This window comes from Sphingobacterium sp. HSC-15S19, from assembly GCF_050433745.1.
GTDB lineage: Bacteria > Bacteroidota > Bacteroidia > Sphingobacteriales > Sphingobacteriaceae > Sphingobacterium > Sphingobacterium siyangense.
Genome location: NZ_JBNPWQ010000006.1, coordinates 146,882 through 170,461 on the forward strand (window position 1 = coordinate 146,882; position 23,580 = coordinate 170,461).

The 23,580-nt window shown below is 41.6% G+C and carries 13 protein-coding genes; 3 read left to right on the forward strand and 10 right to left on the reverse strand.

What is annotated here, in order from left to right; translation table 11 throughout:
* Positions 1–56: 56 nt before the first annotated feature.
* From L1283_RS06730 to L1283_RS06745, 4 genes are all read right to left on the reverse strand, one after another.
* The gene (locus tag L1283_RS06730) at positions 57–734 is read right to left on the reverse strand and encodes a DUF3823 domain-containing protein (RefSeq protein WP_145327887.1); all 678 of its coding nucleotides are present in this window, start codon (positions 732–734) and stop codon (positions 57–59) included.
* A 12-nt stretch (positions 735–746) separates the two neighbouring features.
* The gene (locus L1283_RS06735) at positions 747–2,597 is read right to left on the reverse strand and encodes a RagB/SusD family nutrient uptake outer membrane protein (protein ID WP_145327888.1); all 1,851 of its coding nucleotides are present in this window, start codon (positions 2,595–2,597) and stop codon (positions 747–749) included.
* A 1-nt stretch (position 2,598) separates the two neighbouring features.
* Positions 2,599–5,721 (reverse strand): SusC/RagA family TonB-linked outer membrane protein, encoded by a 3,123-nt coding sequence (locus tag L1283_RS06740; RefSeq protein WP_145327889.1) that lies wholly within the window; start codon positions 5,719–5,721, stop codon positions 2,599–2,601.
* Positions 5,722–6,048: 327 nt separating this feature from the next.
* The gene (locus L1283_RS06745; protein WP_429625961.1) at positions 6,049–10,155 is read right to left on the reverse strand and encodes a hybrid sensor histidine kinase/response regulator transcription factor; all 4,107 of its coding nucleotides are present in this window, start codon (positions 10,153–10,155) and stop codon (positions 6,049–6,051) included.
* 262 nt (positions 10,156–10,417) lie between these two features.
* Here L1283_RS06745 and L1283_RS06750 point away from each other — a divergent pair, with 262 nt between their 5' ends.
* Positions 10,418–12,709, forward strand: coding sequence for a family 20 glycosylhydrolase (locus L1283_RS06750; protein WP_429625962.1), 2,292 nt, complete (start codon positions 10,418–10,420; stop codon positions 12,707–12,709).
* Positions 12,710–12,794: 85 nt separating this feature from the next.
* On the opposite strand, the gene L1283_RS06755 is transcribed toward L1283_RS06750, so the two are convergent.
* Together L1283_RS06755 and L1283_RS06760 are read right to left on the reverse strand one after the other, a co-directional pair.
* On the reverse strand, positions 12,795–15,239 hold the full coding sequence (locus tag L1283_RS06755) for a PIG-L family deacetylase (protein WP_429625963.1): 2,445 nt from the start codon (positions 15,237–15,239) through the stop codon (positions 12,795–12,797).
* Positions 15,240–15,389: 150 nt separating this feature from the next.
* On the reverse strand, positions 15,390–16,421 hold the full coding sequence (locus L1283_RS06760; RefSeq protein ID WP_429625964.1) for a sulfite exporter TauE/SafE family protein: 1,032 nt from the start codon (positions 16,419–16,421) through the stop codon (positions 15,390–15,392).
* Positions 16,422–16,682: 261 nt separating this feature from the next.
* On the opposite strand from L1283_RS06760, the gene L1283_RS06765 reads away from it, so the two are divergent.
* Positions 16,683–16,922 (forward strand): hypothetical protein, encoded by a 240-nt coding sequence (locus L1283_RS06765; protein WP_139145043.1) that lies wholly within the window; start codon positions 16,683–16,685, stop codon positions 16,920–16,922.
* A gap of 13 nt (positions 16,923–16,935) precedes the next feature.
* Here L1283_RS06765 and L1283_RS06770 read toward each other — a convergent pair whose 3' ends face one another.
* Positions 16,936–17,649, reverse strand: coding sequence for a LytR/AlgR family response regulator transcription factor (locus tag L1283_RS06770; protein WP_088162316.1), 714 nt, complete (start codon positions 17,647–17,649; stop codon positions 16,936–16,938).
* Entirely contained in the window at positions 17,646–18,707 is a 1,062-nt protein-coding gene (locus L1283_RS06775; protein WP_070568077.1) for a sensor histidine kinase, read from the reverse strand. Before L1283_RS06775 ends, L1283_RS06770 begins: the two co-directional genes overlap by 4 nt.
* A gap of 233 nt (positions 18,708–18,940) precedes the next feature.
* Between L1283_RS06775 and L1283_RS06780 the strand changes: the two genes are divergently transcribed.
* Complete coding sequence (locus L1283_RS06780; RefSeq protein ID WP_429625965.1) at positions 18,941–19,918, forward strand: hypothetical protein; 978 nt, start codon at positions 18,941–18,943, stop codon at positions 19,916–19,918.
* Here the strand turns inward: L1283_RS06780 and L1283_RS06785 are convergent.
* Both L1283_RS06785 and ligD read right to left on the reverse strand, forming a co-directional pair.
* Positions 19,902–20,588, reverse strand: a complete 687-nt coding sequence (locus tag L1283_RS06785) for a class I SAM-dependent methyltransferase (protein ID WP_120332463.1) — start codon at positions 20,586–20,588, stop codon at positions 19,902–19,904. The two genes, L1283_RS06780 and L1283_RS06785, sit on opposite strands and share 17 nt — an antisense overlap.
* 194 nt (positions 20,589–20,782) lie before the next feature.
* The gene (gene ligD, locus L1283_RS06790; RefSeq protein ID WP_429625966.1) at positions 20,783–23,521 is read right to left on the reverse strand and encodes a DNA ligase D; all 2,739 of its coding nucleotides are present in this window, start codon (positions 23,519–23,521) and stop codon (positions 20,783–20,785) included.
* Positions 23,522–23,580 lie beyond the last annotated feature (59 nt).

Sequence of the window (23,580 nt, forward strand, 5' to 3'; positions counted from 1 at the left end):
CCACGGAATATGATCCCGTGGCTTCGTAATCCGGCAATTTTACTTGCCATCAGCACCTATTTTAAAGCTATTTTTTGAACTGCCGTATAGTAGTACTCTCCGGATACCGTAGCTTTCACCCCTATTCGGGCAAACACATAATCGAGGTTTTTCAGGTTGTCCGGCAATTCACCAACGATACTTGTCGGTTGACCAAAAGCAACATTAGCCAAATTGGCATCCACACGTAGCTCGCGTTGTACCTGATCTGTTAAAACAGATTTACCGAGGTAAAGTCGCACAAACTCCAAATTTGCCATACCTACTATTCTATTAACCGTAAAGTTAGCAGTAATACTGTTATTATTTTTTTGAAAAGACTCGTTTGTCACCGTGAAATAGGGTGTTACAGGCACATCAATTGTCGTATTGCCCTTTACTTGCACCAAAACCGTATCGGTTGCCTGTTGTAGCCATGGTGAATCTCCTTTCCGCACCAATTTGTATTCGCCATCAAAAAGACTAACAGAAAAAGAGCCGTCCTGATCAAAATATACGGGTATTGCTGAGCGAAGCGGATACCCATCCTGCCATAATTCCAATTGAGGCCCATTATTCCGAACGCCAATCGCCTTTCCTTCATAAACAACGCGTCCCGAAAGCGTTGATTTTGGGGCTTCAAAATTATCATATTTACAACCTACAACGAGTAAGCTTGCAAAAGCTACCAATAAGCTTAAAAATTTTATTTTCATCGTACAACTAGATTAATGGAATGGATTTCTAACTATTTTAGGATTTTTATTAATGACATCCTGACTAATGGACGCATAATAATTGGCCATACGGAAAAAGCGTGCCTTTCTGAAACGCGCAGGTCTTACCCGTTCATAGATATACTTACCGTCATCGGCATGCCCTGGACGCACGACACGATAAGCATATAGTCCATATACAACAGCGTTGGGATCATTTTCCGATCCGTCCCACACCAAATGTGCAATACGCCATCTTTTAAGATCATAGTAACGATGATCTTCGAAAGCAAGTTCCACACGACGTTCGTTCCGGATAATATCCATCGTTAGGTTACTAACGCTATTGGCCGGAAATCCTGCTCTTTCGCGTAATTTATTGACGTAAGTTCTTGCGTCCACAGTCTGTCCCAGCTCAAATGCAGCTTCTGACGCGTTGAGATAAATTTCACCAAGACGAAACCACGGCCACCAGTTAGCAGCTGATGTACCGCGAGTACTGGCTGCCGGCGCATCACTGACAAATTTACGGATATAGAAGCCAGTGTTGCTGACGTCCTGTGCGTCATAAAGCGGTCCATCAAAGCCGGTCCACAAACCACCACTCGCATAATTCTGTCCCAGTTGTGGCGCTGCTGTAAACTGGTAAGCTCCATTCGTCCCCCAAGTTGCCACTCCAGCTTGAATACTCACAGCACGTCCCCGAAAGGAAGTTCCCGGATAAATCACAGTCCCAAACAAACGAGCATCTTTATTCGCAAAAATATCGTTGATATTTTGGTAGGCTACGTAATTTCCTGCGCCGTTTTTATCATGTAGTGTGCCTTTGCTACCGTCTAGATAATCAAAACTTTCTACAAGACTCAATGAAGGAGAAATCGTCGATGATGACTCATTGTCTTCGGTCAGACTTCTGACGATATTGTCATAAGCAAAGCGGTGAACTTTTAAACTCGTTACAAAATCCTTGGCAAAGATGACTTCAGCACCAGTTTTCTTATTGAGCATATCATAAAAATTGGCACCCTTATCGGCATTCTCATTATAAAGTGCATAGGGGCCATTCATAATTTCCTTGGAAGCAGCTAGCGACTTGGTATAATACCCCGTCGCCATATTGGCGGGAATCCCCACTTCTCCTCCGGCAGTCGTTATCGGTGAGGCCATTAGATTATTATATTTCGCGATGGACGCCGCATAAAGCATTGCCCGACTTTCCAAAGCTAATGCTGTATACTTGTTGGCTCTGGTCTTACTGGCATTATAGACGGTAAGATCTTCCTTGATCTCTTCCAATTCTTTGTAAATAAAATCGTAGACTTCATACTCCTTGGCACGTGCCACCTGCAATGGTGTTGGATCACCGCTAAAGTCATAGATGAGCTGGGTTGTAACGATCGGAACCCCACCCATGCGTTTGACGAGCTCAAAATAAACGAAAGCGCGGATGAAGCGTATTTCGGCTTTGTACTGCTTGCGTTGTGCATCAGACAATTGTGTACTGAACTGATCGATATTTTCGAGGGAAAGATTCAGATCCCGAATCAATCCATAATCCCAATAGCGACCGTAATCGTCACCAAACTGATAATCATTACGCCAGTTTTGATCGCGATGTCCCGACCACATGGCATCATCCAATTCAGTCATTCCTCCTGTATTGAAAACACCATGTAGCGTTGGCATTCTATCGTAATAATTGGCGACGAGTGAAGTCAACAGTTTTGGGTCATTCCAAAGCTGTGCATCGGTAATCAATGATTTTGAATCCCGGTCAAACCAATCGTCGTGATTGCAGCTGCTCAACGAGGACAAGGTCAATAAAGCAACTCCTATATATGTAAGTTTAAATCGTAGTTTCATGTTAAAAAGTCATATTAAATCCAACCATAAATACCCTTTGCTGTGGATATACTACTGCTGCTCTCGCTTCGATCTCGGGATCAATCTGGTAGTCTTTGACATTGTCAAAAGAAATCAAGTTTGAGGCATTGATATAGAACCGTATTTTTTCGGCCTTTATCTTTTGAATCCATGCTTTTGGCAGATTGTATCCAACCTCCAGGTTGCGGACACGCAGGTAACGTACATTGGTCAACCAAAAATCACTATTTCGACTATTGGGACCCGAGTTGCCGTTACGAATCGCAGGGTAGCGTCCCGGAATCCATTCGCTGTTTGGATCATAAGGGTCTTTGCGATGCCATCTATCTTCAAGTAGATAAGCTGGAGAATTACCCCCACCATGGAAAGCATTACGTAATTCATAATCCTGAAACCAGGATTGCACCGCACCACCGGCCAGATCAATATTTAAGTTGATGCCTTTCCAGTCAAGTCCTATCCGACCACCGAAGCTCATCATCGGTGCCCAACCCGTCGGATAACCGATCGGACGCTGATCCATATCATTGATAACCCCATCGCCGTTTACATCTTTATAAATCAGATCACCAGGAAGTTGCGTCCTATTGTTCTGACCATCATTATTGATCGGATGGTTACGGATCTCTTCTTCCGACTGAAATCGTCCAACTACTTGGTATCCCCACCATACTCCACCCCAGCGGTCTTCAATCGAGTTACGGTATTCATTCCACGAATTACTGAAACGAGGCTTATAGGTTTCTAGGTCACGATAACGTGAAAAAGTCATATTCCCACTGACAACATAGTTAAGCTCACCGACCTTATCGGTATAGGTAATGATACCTTCGGCTCCATAATAGCCGTTCTTACCGAGGTTTTCATTGGGAAGATCATAACCGATTTCTGCTGGTAATAGGACATCGTATCGTTTGCCAGGATATCCAGTACGGATAATTTTAAAGATATCGGCCGTCAATGTCAGCTTATTTTTCAGCAGTGTCGCATCGATACCCATGTTATAATTGGTGTTTTTAACCCAGGAGAGGTTGCGAACTGGTAAACCTCTAGGCTGTACCCCGGGCACATAAGCTCCGTCTAAGACAGCACTTCCAGCCGCCCAATTATACCCGGCAAGGTAATCGTGCATTCCCACCCCCTCTTCAAGTCCTGTTTGTCCGATCGAACCACGGATTTTAAGGTCACTCACCACAGATTTTAAGGGTTTAAAGAACCCTTCATCCGAAATACGCCAACCTACCGATGCTCCTGGAAACAATCCCCAGCGTTTACCTTCATAATATTTAAAGGAACCATCATAACGGCCCAGTACCTCCAGAAGATACTTGCCCTTGTAGTTGTAATTGATACGGCCAATATATCCAGCCCGAGCCTCGTAAGCCCATTCATCGGCCAAACTATTGAGCTCCGACAGTCTTAACAACGGAATATAATTGTTTGAAGGATTTGCGCCCAATGCCTTATACGTCCGGTCCCAATCTGAACGCTCATAGCCTAACATTCCCGCGAAAGTATGATCGCCGATCTGCTTGTTATAATCGATCTGGAACTGTGCAAAGCGGGAAACAATCTCCCTCGTGGTATCGTAACGCCAGCCAGCATCACTTCCACCAGTACGCTTATAGGCATTATTTTCGTACCGATATACATCATAGGTATATTGGAAGCCTTCAAATTTATTGTTGGTATAGTTGTAAGAAACAGTTCCTTTTGCCGACAAACCAAAATTTGTCTTATAGGCCGCAAAGAGATTCACATTTCCAGCAAGGTATTTATTGTCTTTATAGCCGGCAATATCGCGACTAAAGAGAGCCGGGTTATAGGGAAAATCATTGGTATGATTGATATATTCCGGATTGTCATTTGCGTAGGGACCTACAGTCGGCCTATTTTTCATAATAGCCAAAATAGACGAGAAGTATCCATCCCCACCTGGTAAGCCAACATCCTGTGTGCCCTCATGTCTTCCTGAAATCTGCGTCCCGACAGTAAGTCCTTTGAGTACCTCAGCTTCCATATTGGCCTGGAAATTGGTTCGCTTATAATTGAAATCCTTGATCATTGCATCCTGATTGAGGTGGCCCAATGACAGGAAGTAATTGGATTTTTCATTTCCACCGGTAACATTGGCATTGATGTATCGCTGTGGAATATTCTTACGGATCACCATGTCATAATAATCATAGCCTTGGTAGCCGGGCTCTGTCCCTGCCTGCCATTTCGCCAACTCCTCGGGCGTATATACCGTCCTCGGGTCGCGGTTTTCATTCTGTGCGGCCTCAACCAATCCACGTGTGTATTGTTTAGCGTTTGCCATGGTCGGAAAACGTGTCAAATTTTGCCAGCCTTGGTAGCCATTAATATTGATTTTTGCACTTTCTCCTTTTGCACCTTTTTTGGTGGTAATCAATACAACACCTCTGGAAGCACGGAATCCATATACTGCTGCGGCGGCATCTTTCAAAATAGAGATACTCTCAATATCTTCTAGATTCAGCGAATTGAAGATATCTGCGCCGGAGCCATTCTGTGTACCAACCCAATCAGTACCTTCCTGACCTCCATAAGCAACACCATCAATTACATATAAAGGCGAGCCCATATTCCGGATTTCGATCGCTGCACCACGACCGGGACGCGCGTCTTTGGCACGCACTGAGATCCCCTGTACCTTTCCTGCCAAAGCCCCAGCAGTCGTCGTCGATGACGACCGTACAATATCCTCTGATTTAATATTGCTTACCGCCCCTGTAATATTACGTTTGGACTGTTTACCATAACCAACAACGACGACATCCTCCAATACATTTTCATCTGCCTCGAGCTGGATTTTTAAATTTGTTGTTCCATCCAATGGAACTCGACGAGTCTTATACCCAACAAATGACACGACGAGCGTTCCTTTGTTAGCATTCAGCTCAAATTTCCCCGATTTGTCTGTTGAGGTTCCCTTCCCCCCTTCCAGGAGGAGTACACTCGCACCAACGATAGGCTCGTTTGCTTTGTTGAAAACTTGTCCCGTAACCTTCTCCTGCGCATACAGCAATGTTGGCATCACGCTCAACATGGTGTAAAAAGAAGCAATCTTTAAGTTTTTCATAAATTTCAATACGAATTAAACAGTAAATAATACAATCTAGCCGGACAAGACAATATGATGGTAAACTACGGTCTACTTTGGTTATTTCTTTTGCATCGTTGCCACCCCTACCTAGATTTATAATTGGATTAATACCTCAAACTTAGCCGATTTTGCAGCATTCTATCGTACACAAATCCGTCAAAAAACATATATTTTTTAGTCAAAAACAGTTTTTTAAATATATTTAAGGCATATTTTATGTTTTTTTTCAAACTGATCTACGAAAAAACTATGCCCCTAGCTATGTTTAAATAGTAGGGGCATACTTATCTGATGTGGATTGTTTTAATACACTACGCGAGCTTTATTGTCGGATCGTTGATATTCGGAAGGTAGCTGGCCAAACTCCTCTTTAAAACATTGCCGAAAATAAATCGCACTATTGATTCCGACCATAAATGACACTTCAGTCACGTTATACTTCCCGGTCCGAAGTAGATCTGCCGCCTTATGGATACGTATCTTACGTACGAGCTGATTGATATTTTTCCCTGTGATGCCTTTCAATTTCCGATAAAGGGTAGACTGACTCATATTCATGCGATCAGCGAGGGTAGCAGCATCCAATACCTCATCCTGCATATGCTGTTCGACGATCTGCATAAAATCCTGAACAAATTCATTTTCACGCCAGAGTTCCTCCGTAGGCTTTTGTTCTAGTTCTATATTGGTAGTTGAAAAAGATGATTTTGTATTTAAACTTTCCAAAATCAGTTCATTGATCTGTTTCTGTCGGCTCAATAGATTGTCAATACGTTTGAAAAGTAAAGCTGCTGTAACTGGTTTGATCAGGTAGGAGTCTATCCCCAGATCATAGCCCCGTTGTCGGTCTGCATCGGTGTTTTTTGCTGTCAATAGCAACAGTGGGATATGACTTGTGCTACGTTCCTGTTTCAATTGCTGTACAAGCTGAAAACCATCCATATCGGGCATCATAATATCACTGATCACCAAATCGGGCACTCTAGCCATCGCCATTTGATAGCCTACAGTTCCATTTTCGGCGAGCACTACATCATACTGTCTTTGCAAGGTACTTCCCAGATATTCACGAAGTTCCAGATCATCCTCAACCAATAGCACTAGCGGACGTTGCGAAGAAACAGGCAGCTCGCCATTCTCAACAGGTAATCGATCGGTTTTCAATTTTACTGTAAAGGTGGTACCAAGACCAAATGTACTATTCACATCAATCTTTCCATGATGGATCGCCACAAGTTCTTTCACCAAGGCCAGACCAATACCCGTACCCTGAGTACCTGTACCCGCAACCTGATAATACTTTTCAAAAATCCTACCGATATCTTCTTTGTCAATACCTACTCCTGTATCTTCTACGGACAACACCGCCCAATGGTCCAAATCCGATTCTTCGTAATGCAAGCTTAGTTTAATATAACCTGACTCGGTATATTTATAGGCATTCGACAATAAATTATCGACGATCAATTGTACGATTTCGGCATCAAATAGCGTACGTGAATCCTTCACAGGGAGTTCAGACAACACCCGAAGACCAGGTTTGTGATTCAATGTTTTATATTTATGGGCAAGATCTACGAGCATTTCTCCCAAAGACCCAGCTTCAGGTACAAAGGGTTTAAACTGCGATTCTACCTTCCTAAATTCCAACAACTGGTTGACCAATGTGAAGAGTCTATTAGCGCTTTTCTGTACCGTCTGAACCAGTTCGCGATGTTTTTCAGTAAGCTGCTGCTCTTGGGACAGGTCGTCAAGGGGGCCTAGAATCAACGTCAAAGGTGTCCGTAGCTCGTGTGTTATATGCGTATAGAAATTTAGGCGCTCTGCATGTAACTGTTCGTCCTGCACATGTTGCCGCTCTTTCAGTTTTAGTTCGGATTCAGCTTTCATTTTTTTGAAATAGAAAGAAATGATAATATATCCAATTAGCAGCACAAGGAGCAGATACACGATCTTGGCGGATAAACTGAGATAAAAAGGTGGCGCAATGTTGATCAATAGATGCTGGTAGTCCTGCGACCATTGCCCATTTTTCATCCGGGTACGAATCAGTAGCTCATGTTCACCGTAGGGTATATTACGAAAATCGAGGTTGGTCTCGTTTCCCAGAAAGATCCAGTCATTATTAAGCCCTTGCAATTTATAGCCAAACTCGACCAAACCGTCTAGAGCAAAGTCCATGACAGCAAGTTCGATACGAAAGCTATTTTCATCATAATTGAGTTCAATCGCCTTTGTCGGCGAGGGATATTTATCGACCTGCGTACCGGACTCTCCGGATCGAAAAACAATAAATCGGCTAATACTTAGGGACGAGGTTGGTAAATTGGACGGGATTGTGGCTGGGTTGAAATAACACATTCCTTCCTGCATCCCAAAATACAGTCGACCTTCACTGTCTTTTCCTACACTTGCATTGATAAAACCTCCCAAAGGCAAACCGAAAGACTGGTCATATTGTAGAAAACGTCTTTCTTTCGGGACATAGCGTAACATCCCCGATTTGGTCGAACACCAAATATTTCCGGTCTGATCTTCTGCGAGTCCATTGACAAAAAGCCATGCATTCCCTCCCGGAGGCATCAATAGAGACAGATCACCAATCTTCTTACCCGCTTCCTGTACAGCCAGTCCTTGATTTGTAGCCACCCAGATATTGTTATTTCTATCCCGCAACAAATGATTAATCGTGTTATTTTGCAAGCCATTACCCTTGTCCATTTTTCGAAGCAGTTTATGCTGAGGATCGTAAACATAGAGTCCTTGCCCATAAGTTCCGACCCACATGTTGTGTTGGCCATCTTCCATCAACGTTCGGGGCGCATAATCGCCAAGCATTGGTTTGTTGATCAAAAGCTTCTGGACATGCCCCTTTCCTTCATCATATATAAATACCCCTTGATGTGCTGCAAACCAGATCTGTCCCAAATGGTCCTCATAAATCGCGCGTACCTCCGTCACAGGCTCACCTAAATCAATGGTTTTCCAAACGGACGATCCAGCATATTGAACGGCAATTCCACCTTTACGTAATCCGAGCCAAACATGTTGATGCTGGTCCTTAAAAGCTGTTAGCAGGAAATCGTCTGCCCCACCATTCTTTTTGGTAATCTGTCTCAATAAACGCCCTTCCGCATTCATTTCGACCAGACCTGAACCTTCAGTCGCCAAACGTATTGTCCGATTTTCCCCCACCAATACATTGCTCACTGTTGCCAGTCGATCCGGCAGCATATTGTCTGATGGAAAGAAACTAAAGAAGGGGGCTATATGACTCACAACTCCCAAGCCACCACCATATAACGCTAGCCAAACGTTTCCAAACCGATCGGGAGTAATATGCTGAACCATCGTATTATTGCCTTTCCCCAGATCAAAACGCTCTACATGCTGTACGGCTTCAATACGCTTATCATAACCATAGCTCGGCTGCAATAAAAAGAGTTGCGACGATTCGGCGCCTATCCACAATGTATGGCCAATTTCCTTAATCGCATATACAAAAGGTTCATTTCCATTTTTTGCCAATCCTGCCAAAGAAATCTGCTGTAGTTTACCGGAAGCTGGATGATACACAGCCAGCCCCTTTCGGGTCCCTATCCACATATTGCCGGCTTGATCACAAAACAAAACTTTAATTTCATTATCTGGTAATTGTCCGGAGGTATTGTGATTAGTTAGTCTTTTCAAAGAATGGCTAATGGGATCCATTATTGTTAAACCTTCGTTAACATGCCCGATGTAAAGCATTCTTTTTTGATCTTCGGCCAGAGACCAAATGCTATTTTCGGGAAGACCCGGAAAATTCTTTTTATTGAAATGACTAAATTCTCCCGTTACCGGATCAAAATGCTGCACCCCTTGATGGTAGGTCGCTAACCACAATTTCCCATCCTTGCCTTCAATCATATCCGTAATATCATTCGTGGCTATGGATTTTGGATTAGCTGCATCATGTGTATAATAACTGAATCTATTTGTGCCTAGGTCAAGCACATTCAGCCCATTGGACCTTGTTCCGATATACACTTTCCTGTCTGCATACAGCAACGTATTAATTTCATTGCTATTGATCGATTGACCGTCCTGCTTATCGGCGGCATAATACGATTTAAAAGACTTACCCGCATAACGGTTCAGCCCTAGCTCTGTGGCTACCCACATAAATCCTTCATCGTCATGCACGATATCCAGTACCTGCTGATTGCTTAAGCCATCTTGAAGGGAAAAAAAATGGGCATTGTTGGGCTGTCCATAAACATAGGCCAACTGCCAAAGAAAAACAATAATAATGAGAAAATTTTTCATAGCTCCGCCACCACCAAATAAGTTAACAACACCAACCTGTTCTCTTGAATGGGATCCTTTGCCGACTATCATTCGCCCCAATCCATTTGCAACTTTTTGCAAAATTATTGAGCACCACAACAACTATACAATGAAAATATTCAGGATATAAACACAACATAGGTCCATTCAAATAAAGGTTATTTTCAAGTTAAAGATAAGAATAAATATATAAATGTCAAATAAACATTTATAATAGTGCCAAGAGGAATATCGTGCATAATCTCACGGAATATTGATCAACTAAAATTACCTACCAATACCTGAAATATTGGTATATTGCAACAAAATCTAATAACACTTGTGAATCACAAAAAACACGTTCATGAATAAAATCTTCTCAACCTTACTCCTATCCTGTGCCCTGTACCTGCCGACACTAAATTTTGCGCAACAAAAAAATGCACTTCCTCAACTCATTCCATTTCCGCAGCAATTGGAGGCTAAGCCAGGCCTTTTTCAGCTAAAGGGTCAAGAATTGGGTTACTATATTGATCCAGCCCTATCTTCTAAATCATTATCGGGATGGATCGACCATTCCCTATTCGGGAAACTGAACAAAAAAAACGTAACGAAAGCCAGCGCTACGTTGCAATTGATTAAAAATCAAGGCCTCTCAAATGAGGGGTATGAATTGATCATAGATCAAAAAGGTATCCAGATCATCGCCGCATCTGAAAAGGGTGCATTTTATGGATTACAGACAATCCAGCAATTATATTTACTCTCAGGAACAACAGCTAAGCTTGCTCTCCCCTATGTAACGGTCAAAGACGAGCCAGCTTTCCAATGGCGAGGTGTCGAACTCGATGTAGCCCGTCATTTTTTTCCAAAAGATTATATTTATAAATTTATCGATCTACTTGCAACCTACAAGTTTAACAAATTTCACCTGCACCTGACAGACGATCAAGGTTGGCGCATAGAAATCAAAAAATACCCCAAACTAACCGAACAAGGGGCTTGGCGGACGTATAACAATCAGGATTCTGCCTGCTTTGTGAAAGCCAAGGAAAATCCCGACTTTAATCTGCCTAAGGAATTGATCCGCACAACAAACGGAGAGGAAGAATATGGCGGTTATTATACACAACAGGATATCAGGGACATTGTAGCTTATGCGGGCAGCCGACAAATAGAAATCATTCCGGAAATAGATATGCCAGGGCATATGATGGTAGCTACAAAGGCCTATCCCGAACTCCTATTGGACAGTCAGTCCGCGGGCTGGGGAAAACAATTTTCTGTACCGATCAGCCCCTGGAAAGAAAGCAGTTATACTTTTGTTGAGAATGTACTAAGCGAAATCATTGAGCTATTCCCATCACATTATATTCACATTGGTGCCGACGAGGTAGAAAAAGACTCCTGGTCAAAATCAGCAGCTGCGCAGGCTTTTATGAAAGAAAAGCAAATACCTAACTTACATGATCTGCAAGGTTATTTCGTCAAAAGAGTGAACAATTTTATCCGTTCAAAAAATAAACAGAGTATCGGCTGGGATGAAATATTGGACGGCAGTTCCGATACCAGCATGATGGTCATGTACTGGCGTGGTTGGGTAAAAAATGCACCTATGGAAGCTGTTAACCGTGGTCACAGGGTCGTTATGACACCTACAAATCCGCTTTATTTTGATTACCTTCCAAATAGAAGCAGCCTAGATGCCGTGTACAATATGAGCGTGGTACCTTCGGATATATCCAGCCAAAAAGCACATTTGATCCAAGGTGCACAAGCCAATATCTGGACAGAAATGATCCCCTCAACCGCGCGGTTAGAGTTTATGATCCTCCCACGTTTAAGTGCTTTATCGGAACGCGTATGGACCAACAAATCCCTGTATGATAGCTATAGAAATCGAGTGATTGCACACTTTGGACTCTGGAACAAAATGGGTTTACGGTATCGTATGCCAGACCTCAACGGTTTCGCCGAAACACAGGTAATTGTCGACGGACAATCTACACTAAAAGTCTCGAATGAACTTCCCCAAAATCCAATACATTATACCACCGATGGTAGTCTTCCAACAAAGCAAAGCGCAGTGCTGAACGGCTCTCTTGTCGTTAAAAAAGAAGGCCCTATTCGTTTTGCGACAATCTCGCCTTCGGGTGCAAAAAGTGAGCTCTATCAGGTTGATTTTAAAAATGATACTTGGAAAAAGGGTATAAAAGTTGATGAAAGCACGGTGGTTCCGGGTCTTACGGCAACATTTTTCAATGGAACTTTTACCAATACTTCTGCCATTTCGGGTCCCGAAGTGCGTCAGGAAGTGATTAACAATGTAGCGCTAAGCGATACCATCAAAATGCCTTCTTTTGGTGCAAAAATAAGAGGATACCTCTACGTCAAAGAAAAAGGAATCTATAATTTCTATTTTACTTGTGATGATGGTGGTGTCCTGCGGATCCATGATCAGCTTGTCGTTGATAATGACGGGCAGCATGCACCGATTATGAAAAGCGGACAGATTGCGCTAGAAACAGGCTACCACCCAATTGCTGTAGATTTCCTTGAAGCTGGAGGAGGTTTCACTTTAAAACTTCAGTACAATGTCAATGATTCAAAAGTGATCGATATTCCCAAAGCGTCTTTTTTCCATAAAAAGGATTAAAAAAAATCGACATAAAATAGCAGTGATACCATCCCCAGTGCAGTCAATAGGCACTGGGGATTTTTTTATCCGACAAGCTTCTGGTCTAACGCGAAGCTAGGGATAACATATTCGCAAAAAGACGATATGCCCCTGCTACTCCTGCTGGCAGTTGTCGAAAGAGCGACAGACTGTTATAGATATAATAACCTTTTCCTTTTTTGTGCAGTAGCAATAACCCATCTTCCGTACGATTATCTCCATTTTGCCCACGCAGTATCGGTTCAAAATCCGAAGCCCATTTTTGAGGTAAAAAAAGTGCCCGGTCCTGCACCCAATTTTGAAAATCATACTGTCCGATTACATTAGGGTAGTTCAATATGCGATGGGAAGGGTTCAAAAATGATATATGGCTTTCCGTATCTGTAATTCTTTCCGGGGAAACCACTAAAGGATAAGCTCCAACCTCCGTCAAATGCAAATCATACGGCGTATTATACTGCCCTATCAATACACCGCCCTGCTCAACATAGTCACGAAAAAGCTGATGAAATCCCGAAATTAGCGGATGGCTATTGTATATTCGTATTCCCAAAACCACTGCATCAAAGCCTGAGAGATCCATTTCCCCAATTGACTCAAATGGAATAATCTCCAAATGACCAACAAGCTGGCGTAAGCTCCCTGCAAGTTCATCGTTCATCCCCGAAATATAAGCAACTTTCTGGGCCGTAATATTCACGGGTAAATTTAGCACCCGCAATATGCCCTTGGGAAAGTAAGTTACTTGATTAACATGTGGATAAACAATACTTCTGGATGTGAACGGATACCGCCCTGTAGCCGTCTCAATCTCAAAGCCGATCTCTTGAATATATTCTTGCTGCGCAGGCGAACTCAACTCAAAGCTAAGCTTCTCGGTTGCATTACCCGCTATATTGAGTTCAATTTCTTTCGGAAATACATCGAGCCCATCCGGTAGCGTAAGCTTAACCTTTATGGCTAAGGCTTCGGGGGTATTAGATTGCAGCTCTAAAGCAATTGAACGTTTGGTTGCATTAGAGAGCACCACGATATCCGACTCAAAAGTTGCTGTCACCGGAGGGGCAACTGCAACAGGACCAGCAGCATGTTTTACAGGTAGCTTAACCGCAATCGGTAAGCCGGCAAACTGCAGTTCCAAATGAACAGACAATTCAGTCCCAAATTGTGTCAATACAACATCAGCAGGCGACGCCGGCGCATAGTTATGTGCATCGCCCTCAGCACTAAGCCAAGTTGGAAAAGTAGGTAAAATCGTATCCAGAAGCTGACCATTTAAATGGATCGTCTTCGAAGGTGACAAAGTAAAGTCTTTTTGCTCTCCGTTACGAATAAATGGAACTTTCACCGTGGTCAGCTGTAGATTGGATTCCGATGGGATATGCGCATTCAGGACCATGTTAACCTCGGTCCCTGGTACCCACAGTTCCTCAATAGCCTGTACTTCCAAAGAAACACCAGCAAAGTCGAGCAGAAGACGCTCTACCTCAGCTCGCTTTTCATGGATAACATGACCATCGGGAACAATCCTCATCCAAAATAAAATCGTTCCAAGCTCCAAGACAAGTTCTGCTGTATCTGACTCACATTTTGCAATGAGGTCGTCCACCAAGCGATTAAATACGAGTGAATAAGAATCTTGAGCAGTATATTGCGTAAAAATAGCGGGCTGTCTCTCCGAACTGATCGGTGTACCTTTTAATAATTCAAAATATTCGGTGCTAGGCTGATGCCGAACAAGACTTCCCATGGCCTGAGAACGATGCCTATTACGGCTTTCTGCAGCAATCTCACCATAATGAAAGTCCAAAGAGCCGTGTCTCACTGGAATATCCAGCGAAAAATATGCTGGCAAAGGCCTTACTTCTCCACCGATATCCTTCACACCACTGTCCTGATACACATTCCACAACAGCTGCCGAGCCTTCCAAGGCTCCAATTCGGAGAGCTGTTCTATATAAGCTGATGGATCAGCGGCCAGATCAAAAGCCTTTGCCGCTAGAATTGCTGAAGCCTGATGATGTCCATGTGAGTCCGGGACACCCGGTGAAAAACGTGTTACAATTACAGTAGGGCGAAAATAACGGATGGTCCAAACCATATCGGCAAGTACACCGTTTTCATCCCATCGTGCCAGCGTTTCATCGACAGATTTTGCAAATCCAAAATCCTTAGCACGTGTAAAAAACTGTTTTGTTCCCTCAATTGCACGGGCTGCAAGTGATTCCTGCACCCGAAGTACACCTAGATCCAGTCCCTTTTCTGTGCCTATAAAATTCTGTCCACCCTCACCACGCGTCACGGAAAGATAGGCCGTATCGACCAACTGATGCTGAGCCAAAAAGGTCAACAATTTATTGTTCTCGTCGTCCGGATGAGCACCGATATATAAAACACGATCAGACATTTTAAGCCTACATAACGCACGCATCATCATTTGTTCTTTACGCGAAAAAGCCTGATCTAAATGTTGTTCGTGTGCCTGTTGTGCTAAATATTCCAATGCCATATCCTTCCTACTAAATATTTCTACGGCTCAAATATAGGAATATTTTTCAATAAACTACTAAATAGGTGGATTATATATTTTAACCAAGAATTAGTATTAATTATAATGGAGGATTAGCGTTAAAAATAAACATGTTGCTCGTAAAAAACACTAATCTAATCGTGTCAATACACCTTCTTTATGGGCGTAAAATTCATAGCTGGCTCCTTTTCTAAACTGCATAACCTTTTCGATATGGATACTCCTATGGTTTTTGCTGAGGGTAAAGTATTTTTGCCGGAGCTGAAGCGGCAGACCAGTCCAGTGAATAGATCGTTCGAATTCCAGACCATGAGCTTTACTATATTCCAAGACAAGATTTGTTTCTCTCCAGCTCAAAGTAAGCTCGGTTTTATTTGGCGAATGAGCCAAGCTAATCAGCAAACTATCCTGATCGACAATCTTACGCGAACTACCGACCAACAATACTGCTCCCGAAACCACCATAGCGCCATAACCTATTTTTTTAAAGAGCTTATCACTGACATAGGGCAATATAAATTTGACTGTCACTGAAGAGACTATTGTTGCTATGGCAATAGCCAAACCCAGTCCCAAGGCTGCCTTAGAATACAGACCTAAAATAATATAAATAATAAGCTTTACGAGATGTAAAAACACTTCATTTGCGGCACGGGTGGCTATAATCTCTTCTTTGGAAAGGCCCATTCTCAGATAGAACCGATTAAACAGCAACCCAATCGCACCTGTTATTCCCGAAATAAAGCCGGAAAGAAAACCAATAATTGCCAAAAAAGATTTCGAATACTTATTTTCCGATGGCAAATCCGCATTTTTTGATCCAAATAATTGGGGGATATTTCCAATAAGGAAAAACGCGACAATCAACTGCAAATAAGAGGGTTCGATATATTTAATCAGATATCCCCCCAATAGTACAGCTGGAATGGAAAACGGCACAAACCATAAAAAGATTTTCCAGTTGATATGCCGTTTAAAAACGACTATTCTTGAGACTGAACTTGTAAATGTACCGATAGTCAACGAGAAAGGAATGACCGATGAAGGTAACATAAAATTCAAGAGAGGTATAAGGATAAGACTTGCCCCTCCTCCACAGATAGCGCTGATCCAAAAAGCGACTATCGTGCTTAAAAATAGGATAACTAAATTTGCAATCATATTTCAAAAACTAAAAAGCTACTTAACTGTAACACCTGACAAAGATGCCTCCCCTTTCTGTAGAAATTTAGAATTGATAGCCGCTGGTATTTATTTTTGATGTACATCATGCGTACACTGCCTGCTCAATCTTGTTTTGTATAAAAATTAAATGCTTTCGTATAATATCGATTTCCCGGTGTCACCAGGAACATAAATTTGTAAGGATACCTCAGGTGATTGGGGAATCAAATGATTTTGAACGCAAATAAATTAGTAGCGATGAAAGTTAGGCAAGTGTTGATTTTTAAAAGTTCTGTGAAGACCAAAGACAAGAAAAATTTTTTGATGCAATTGGTCAAAACTCATCTTCCACAAGTACAAGATGCCACGGTTGATCTTGATGATGAGGATGCTATTTTCCGGTTCGAAACAGAAGAGTGTTGTGTCGACTATCTGACAAATTTCCTACGTAGTTATGGTATCCAAGTTGATTTTCTGGATCGCTTTGTGGTTGCCTAGGATAACTATTCGATCAAAGTAGCCCTCCGGTATATTGTTTAAAGAAAGATTCTCGATAAATCTCACCAATCGGGATTTCAAACTTATCGATGTAAACAGTATGGTTATCAAAAGAATCAATAAACGATAAATTAATCAGATAGGATTTGCTGGTACGCGCAAACAGGCTCACCGGAAGTTTCTGGTGAATTGTCTTCAAATTCATTGCAGTAATCAGTTTATTATTCCGGGTATAGATAACCACATAATCTTTGAGTGCTTCTATAAAGCGAATATCAGTAAATGCAATTTTATAGTATTTCCTATCCGATTTAATAAAAAGTGCATCCTCACTGGCCTTCTCAACCGTACTTTGGTTTTCTTTTAACGCTAGTAATTTTTTATAGGCCATTGCTTTATCGATCGCTTTGGCTAAGCGGTCTTTATTAATCGGTTTCAGCAGATAATCTATTGCATCCAATTCGTAACTTTTCAGTGCATATTGCGCATAGGCAGTCGTCAGGATAACCAGCTTGTCATTTGGAAGAGACTGTGCAAAATCGAGTCCATTGACCGTCGGCATCTCGATATCCAAAAAAAGCAAGTCCACCGGGTTTGTCTTAATACATTCCAATGCCGATATCGCATTGGAAAATGTACCGACTATCTGAATAGACGAAATTTCTTCGATTAAATTTTTCATTTCCTCCCTAGCCAGGGGTTCGTCGTCTACAATAATGCAATTCATAAGGGAATAGTAAGTTTAACGCTATATAATGTCTCAGTTGTTGACACCGAAAGTTCATAATCATTTCTATACAGCAGATCCAGTCGTCTTTTGGCATTAGCCAATCCCAGTCCGCTATATTTGCTTCGGACAAATGAGTTGTCGGGATCTTTCGAATTTTCACATTCAAAACAAAGCTGCTGATCCGTCTCAGAAAAATGGATTGTGATGAAAGTATCAGCATCACCGGCGCTGAGACTATGTTTAATCGCGTTTTCAACAAAGGCCGTAAATAGATGCGGCGGTAGAAATACACCTTTTTTTTCCAATTCTATTGGGCAAGATATACGCGTTTTTAAGTTATCGCGGCGTATTTCCTCCAATTTCAGGAAATTGCTTATAAAGTTGATTTCGGACTTCAGAAGTGTCTTATCATCGTTATTTTCATACAACTGATATCTTAGAAAATCTGATAACTTCATGATGACCTCGGTAGCCATATTCGGATCTTTTCGAATTAAAGCTTTAACGTTGTTCAGCATGTTGAATAAAAAATGTGGCTGAATCTGATTTTTTAAGGAAACAAGCTCTGTGGTCAAAGCCAGGTTTTTCAGTTCAGAAATACGCTTATTGTCTTCCAACCAACGTTTAAAAAGCTTAAATGTCGTGGTGGTCAGAATAATCGGAATACAGATAAATAATGCGGCGATTAGCCCCATAGAGTCCGACTCCGGTTTTTTTATAGCGGGAATATGAATGGAATAGATGTAATTTGCAATGTACATGACTACCAGCAAACTGGCTGTTACCAGCAATATCAGTGCTAAGACATATAACTCATATTTGGCCTTAAAGAAAAACTTTGGGATCAGTACATACATATTGGCGTAAAACATGCAGACGAATACAAACCATAGGATAATAGAAAAATAAAACCGGTAACTCCCTTGAAAATGAGAACTCGAATTTGCATTTGCAAAGAGCAACAGTAAACCGATCAGAAAAAACACATGTCGCAGTGGCCTGAATTTATTTTCTGTAAAATACCTTAAAACAATGCTATTATTGAAGTCTTGCATGCATTAGAATGATTTTAACCTAAATAACAAAAATAAAGCTTTTCTTGGCAGGAATCCGATCTCTTATACGAAGACCTGTTTTTTTTATACAAAAACTGGGAGATGATTTTTAACGTTCCTTTTCACTGTTCCCCTAAATTGGACTTTTGTATAAAAACAAGACCTGTTGGTCTAAAAAAAAAATCCCACCTACAAATTTCGGCTATCCTTACAATGATTTTAATCATACATTTATGCAAAAAATACTTTTAGTGTTTGTACTATTGTTTCGTATATCCACTTCAATCGCACAGACTAAAGATAGCGTACAGCAAAAAGTGAGGGCTGTTGTTACCGACAAATTCCCCATAACACGGGTTCTCAATTTGACCTATGAATCCAATACAGGATACAGTTATTCATCAAAACTCCAAGGTCAGGATTTACCTAAAACAAAAGTAGAATCGATGTACCAAGCCGGAGGTAGTATCAACATTAATTTTTTAAAGAGCAGAACCTGGAACTTGGGTACCAATATTGGCTATCAGTTCACTTCTGTCAACTCCAATCGTTTAGACCCCATCGCACAATCCACCATACAGTCAACCCATCAATATCATTATCATTACGAATCACTTAATCTTACCCGTTATTCACGTTTATGGGGCAAAGTAGCATTTTATACCGCAACGATTGCTGCCAATGGAAGTGAAAAAGCAATAGAACGCATTAATGGGATATTATCTGCTACTGTGGTACTAAAAGCTACGCGGGAGATTCAAATGGCGGTGGGCCTCATCGGCTTTATAGATCCGGCAGCCATTATTCCGGTTTTCCCAACCTTTGCCTACAAGCAACAATTTGCCAATGGGATGATACTTGATGTCATCTTACCTAAAGGAGCCTACCTTCGAAAAGAGGTCTTACGGAATGGCCGCGTTTCAATAGGTTCCGATTTAAATAGTACGATCTTCTACCTCTATAACTTTCAGGGCGCTGAAAAAGTATATACCTTCAGTCAGATGGAGATCAATTCGGGTCTGACTTATGAACATAACCTAGGCCGATCTTTTATTGCTACCCTTAAATCAGGACTAAAAACCATACCTCGTGCACGCGTATTTGAAAAAAACAAAACCCAGCGCGATTATGTATGGGAAGCAAGTCCCGATCCTTCGTTTTATATTAATGCAGGGCTTTCCTTCAATCCCTTTGCTAAGAAAAGGAAATAATATCTTTTTTTCGGGTTATCCACCCCATATAAATCGATGATTGAAAGAATCGAACAGGAGGTTCAAATCCGGCTTCCTCACAGAGCTCGGCTAATCGTTCTTCCGAGACATGCAACAATTCATGCTCGATTCTTCGCAATCTTTGAGCGACCTGTATTTCATCTATCCCCTTGGGCAGAAGAAGTCTCAACAACTGCAAGTTTTGTTGAATCTGCTCCTTATTGCCCGTAATATCTAATAATAACAAGGGTGCTTGCGACATCATTCTCTTAGAAATATCTTGGAGCAGAACTAATTTTTCGCCATTGTCTTCTAAAAAGTGTAATACAAGCAAAAGCGTCGCAGCACCATATTGTTTCTCTTCGTCCAAATCACTTACCACACCTTCGACAAGATGAACATTCTCGTCCGCTTCAAATTTTTCCAGGGCCTGACTAATCATCTCAGGCGACGGATCTACCCCGGTTATTGTCCAAGATTCTGCTGTGTCAACAAAACGTTCTATTTCATTTCCTGTGCCACATCCTACCACCAATAAATCCTTATTTTCAGTTTCTCGGAGGAGCTTTGGCAGCTGATCTAAAAAATAATGGTAATTAGGAATCCAGCTCTCAACAAATTGGTCATAGCCACTTGCGCGCTCATTTTCAAACAGTTCTACTTTATTCATCTAGCTAACAATAATCGTTCAATATAAAATCAGTATGCAGTTAAAAGGTATAGCTTTTCTGCATTCCAAATATACATCCAAAGTTATCTATTTAAAACTATTCTAAATAACTAATGATTATTCTGACAATCTCGTTACTTATATTTCACCGAATAGATCGGTCAATGAGTTTCTATATTCAGGTTATATCAATACTATTTTTTTGAGAGTGTATCAATTACTTTTTTCAGATCGATCCCTTTCCCCAATACAGGTTTAAAGATATCCCCCAGCTCATGCATTCTTTCAATCGCATTAAACAAAGTGAAATCACTAATTTTCAACCCTTTTTTAACTTCATCCCAATATAATGGCATGGACACTGTCGCTCCAGGCTTGGGACGTACTGAATATGCTGCAGCAATGGTAGCATGTGGTCTATTTTGAAGAAAATCAAGATACATTTTACCTTTCCGAGCACGAACAGTTCGCTCTAAGCTGGTATAGTCGGGTAGCTCCGCATGAATCAGGGTGACAATAATATGCGCAAACTCCTTGGACTGATCGTAATTATATTTATTTCCTAATGGTATATATATGTGAAGTCCAGTGGAACCACTTGTTTTACAATACGAAGGTACCGCCATATCATCTAAAAGTTGTTTGGTGAGCTGGGCGGTTTCAATAACCTGATCAAATGTATTTTTATCCGGATCCAGATCAATGATACAAAAGGTCGGATTATCCGGTTTTCCGACGGTACTACTCCAGGGATTCATTTCAATACAGCCAAGATTAGCCATATATAACAATGTAGCCTCGTCTTTTCCGACCAGATAATGCCGATCACGGCCATCGGCCTCGCTTTGGTAAAGATAGGTTTCTGCCCATTCCGGTGCTGTATCAGTAACATCCTTGAAATAGAACCCTTCTTCTTTGATACCATTTGGATATCGATTCATGCTTTGTGGTCGATCTTTAAGGTATGGTAAAATAAAAGGTGCAGCCTGCTCATAGTAATTAATTAAATCGCGCTTGGTGATCTTTTCGTCAGGCCAAAATAGTTTATCGAGGTTGGTAAATTTTAACTCATGTCCATTTACCTTCTGAACCTGGGTTTTGTCTTTGGGGTTTAGCATTGTTTTATAGTTTTTCTTATCCGAACTGCCTTTCTTACTATTTTTTCGCATCCCATCTCCCTCTTTTGATTGTTCGTCGAGAATATCAATAGCGGACTGTTCTTCTTCCAGAATCACTTTTTTGGCATTTTTATCGTTACGCATGCCGTCAAATGAGGGATGTCGCATAACGCCGTCAACGGTCATTTCTGTAAAGCTCACTTCGCAAACCAGGTTGGGATGTAGCCAGGTGACAGCGGCATGAGGAGGGCTGGGTCTAAATCGTGAGGATTTGTTGATATCGGGTTCGTCATCAAACGGGCTATTTTTTGTGACCAAGGGTTTGAACTGCGCCATCAGCTCTTGTTGTAATTTTGCACTGAATCCTGTTCCGACCTTTCCGGTATAAATAAGCTTTTTACCTTCATATAGGCCTACCAATAGGCTACTAAACAGTTTGCTGGAGCCTTCGTTCTTTGTAAAACCGCCAATAACAACCTCCTGACGCCTATTAGCCTTGATTTTCAACCAGTCAGATGAACGCTCATGTATATGGTAAACGCTTTCCTTGCGTTTGGCCATAATCCCCTCTATACCGAGTTTTTTGGCTTCATTCAAAAATCCAACGCCCGATGTATCGAAATGTTCACTCAATAAAATCAAATCGTTTTGCGGCATTACCTCCTTTAAAATCGCTTTTCTGTCCAATAGCGAAAGACCTTTTAGATCTTTTCCATCGTACCAAAGGATATCAAATACATAATATACCAAATCGCCATCCGCCTCACTTCTCCAGTTTTGTAGGGCCGCAAAATTGGCCGTTCCATTTTTTTCCAATACAACGATCTCACCATCGAGTATGGCATTGATCGCGATGCTTTTCAGGGTATCATATACTGGATAAAACTTTTCATTGAAGCTTTTGTCATTTCTGGATTTTAGTTCTATTTTGCCATTTTTCATAAAGGCCAAAGCACGATAACCGTCCCATTTCACCTCGTATACCCAGTTTTGATCATCAAAAGGCTTGTCGATCAGCGTCGCCAGCATGGGCTGCACCGTAGTATAAAAGACCTGCTTCGGTAATTTCTTTAGCAAGTCGGTGATATTATACGCTTGTTTCTGCGTCTCAGCCTTTTTCTTTTTAGGCACTTCTTCCAACTGGTTGCTGATTATTTCAGCAGCATTCCTACTTTTTTTGCTTTTATTTTTTGATATGCTATTCTTTTTAACAACAGGCTGTCCATAGACTTTATCGGGCGATTTTTCAATTTCCGTTATCGTCTTTCCCGACAATACGGATTTATCCTTTGCTATGACATCCTTGCGTGTTGCATATTGATCTTCCAACTTCATCAGTAGCCATTCATTCCCCCCTCTTCCATATGCTTTTACCAAAGCAAATTCTCCCTTCAATTTTTCTCCAAACAATCTGAATTTGAGCTTTCCGCTATAAAGCTGATGTCGAAGATTCTTATCCATTTTTACAATATCATTTGTCTCAGGAGCTAAAGCTTCATAGCTCCCTTCATCCCACACGATCACTGTGCCACCACCATACTGTCCTTTTGGTATGATACCTTCAAAATTCCGGTAATCGTAAGGATGATCTTCAACCATCATGGCCAAGCGTTTGATAGATGGGTCCATAGATGGCCCCTTGGGAACCGCCCAACTTTTGAGCACCCCGTTCATTTCAAGCCGAAAATCATAATGCAGATGCGAAGCATCATGCATCTGCACGACGAAACGCAACTCCTTTCCGCTTGATCTTCCTCCAAAGGGTTCCGGTGTTTTTCCTGCGGAACGCTTTTCGCGATATTTTGACAAACCCATACGCCTGTTTTTAATCGTAGCTAACTTTCTATCTTAACACAACCATAACACAAAAAAAG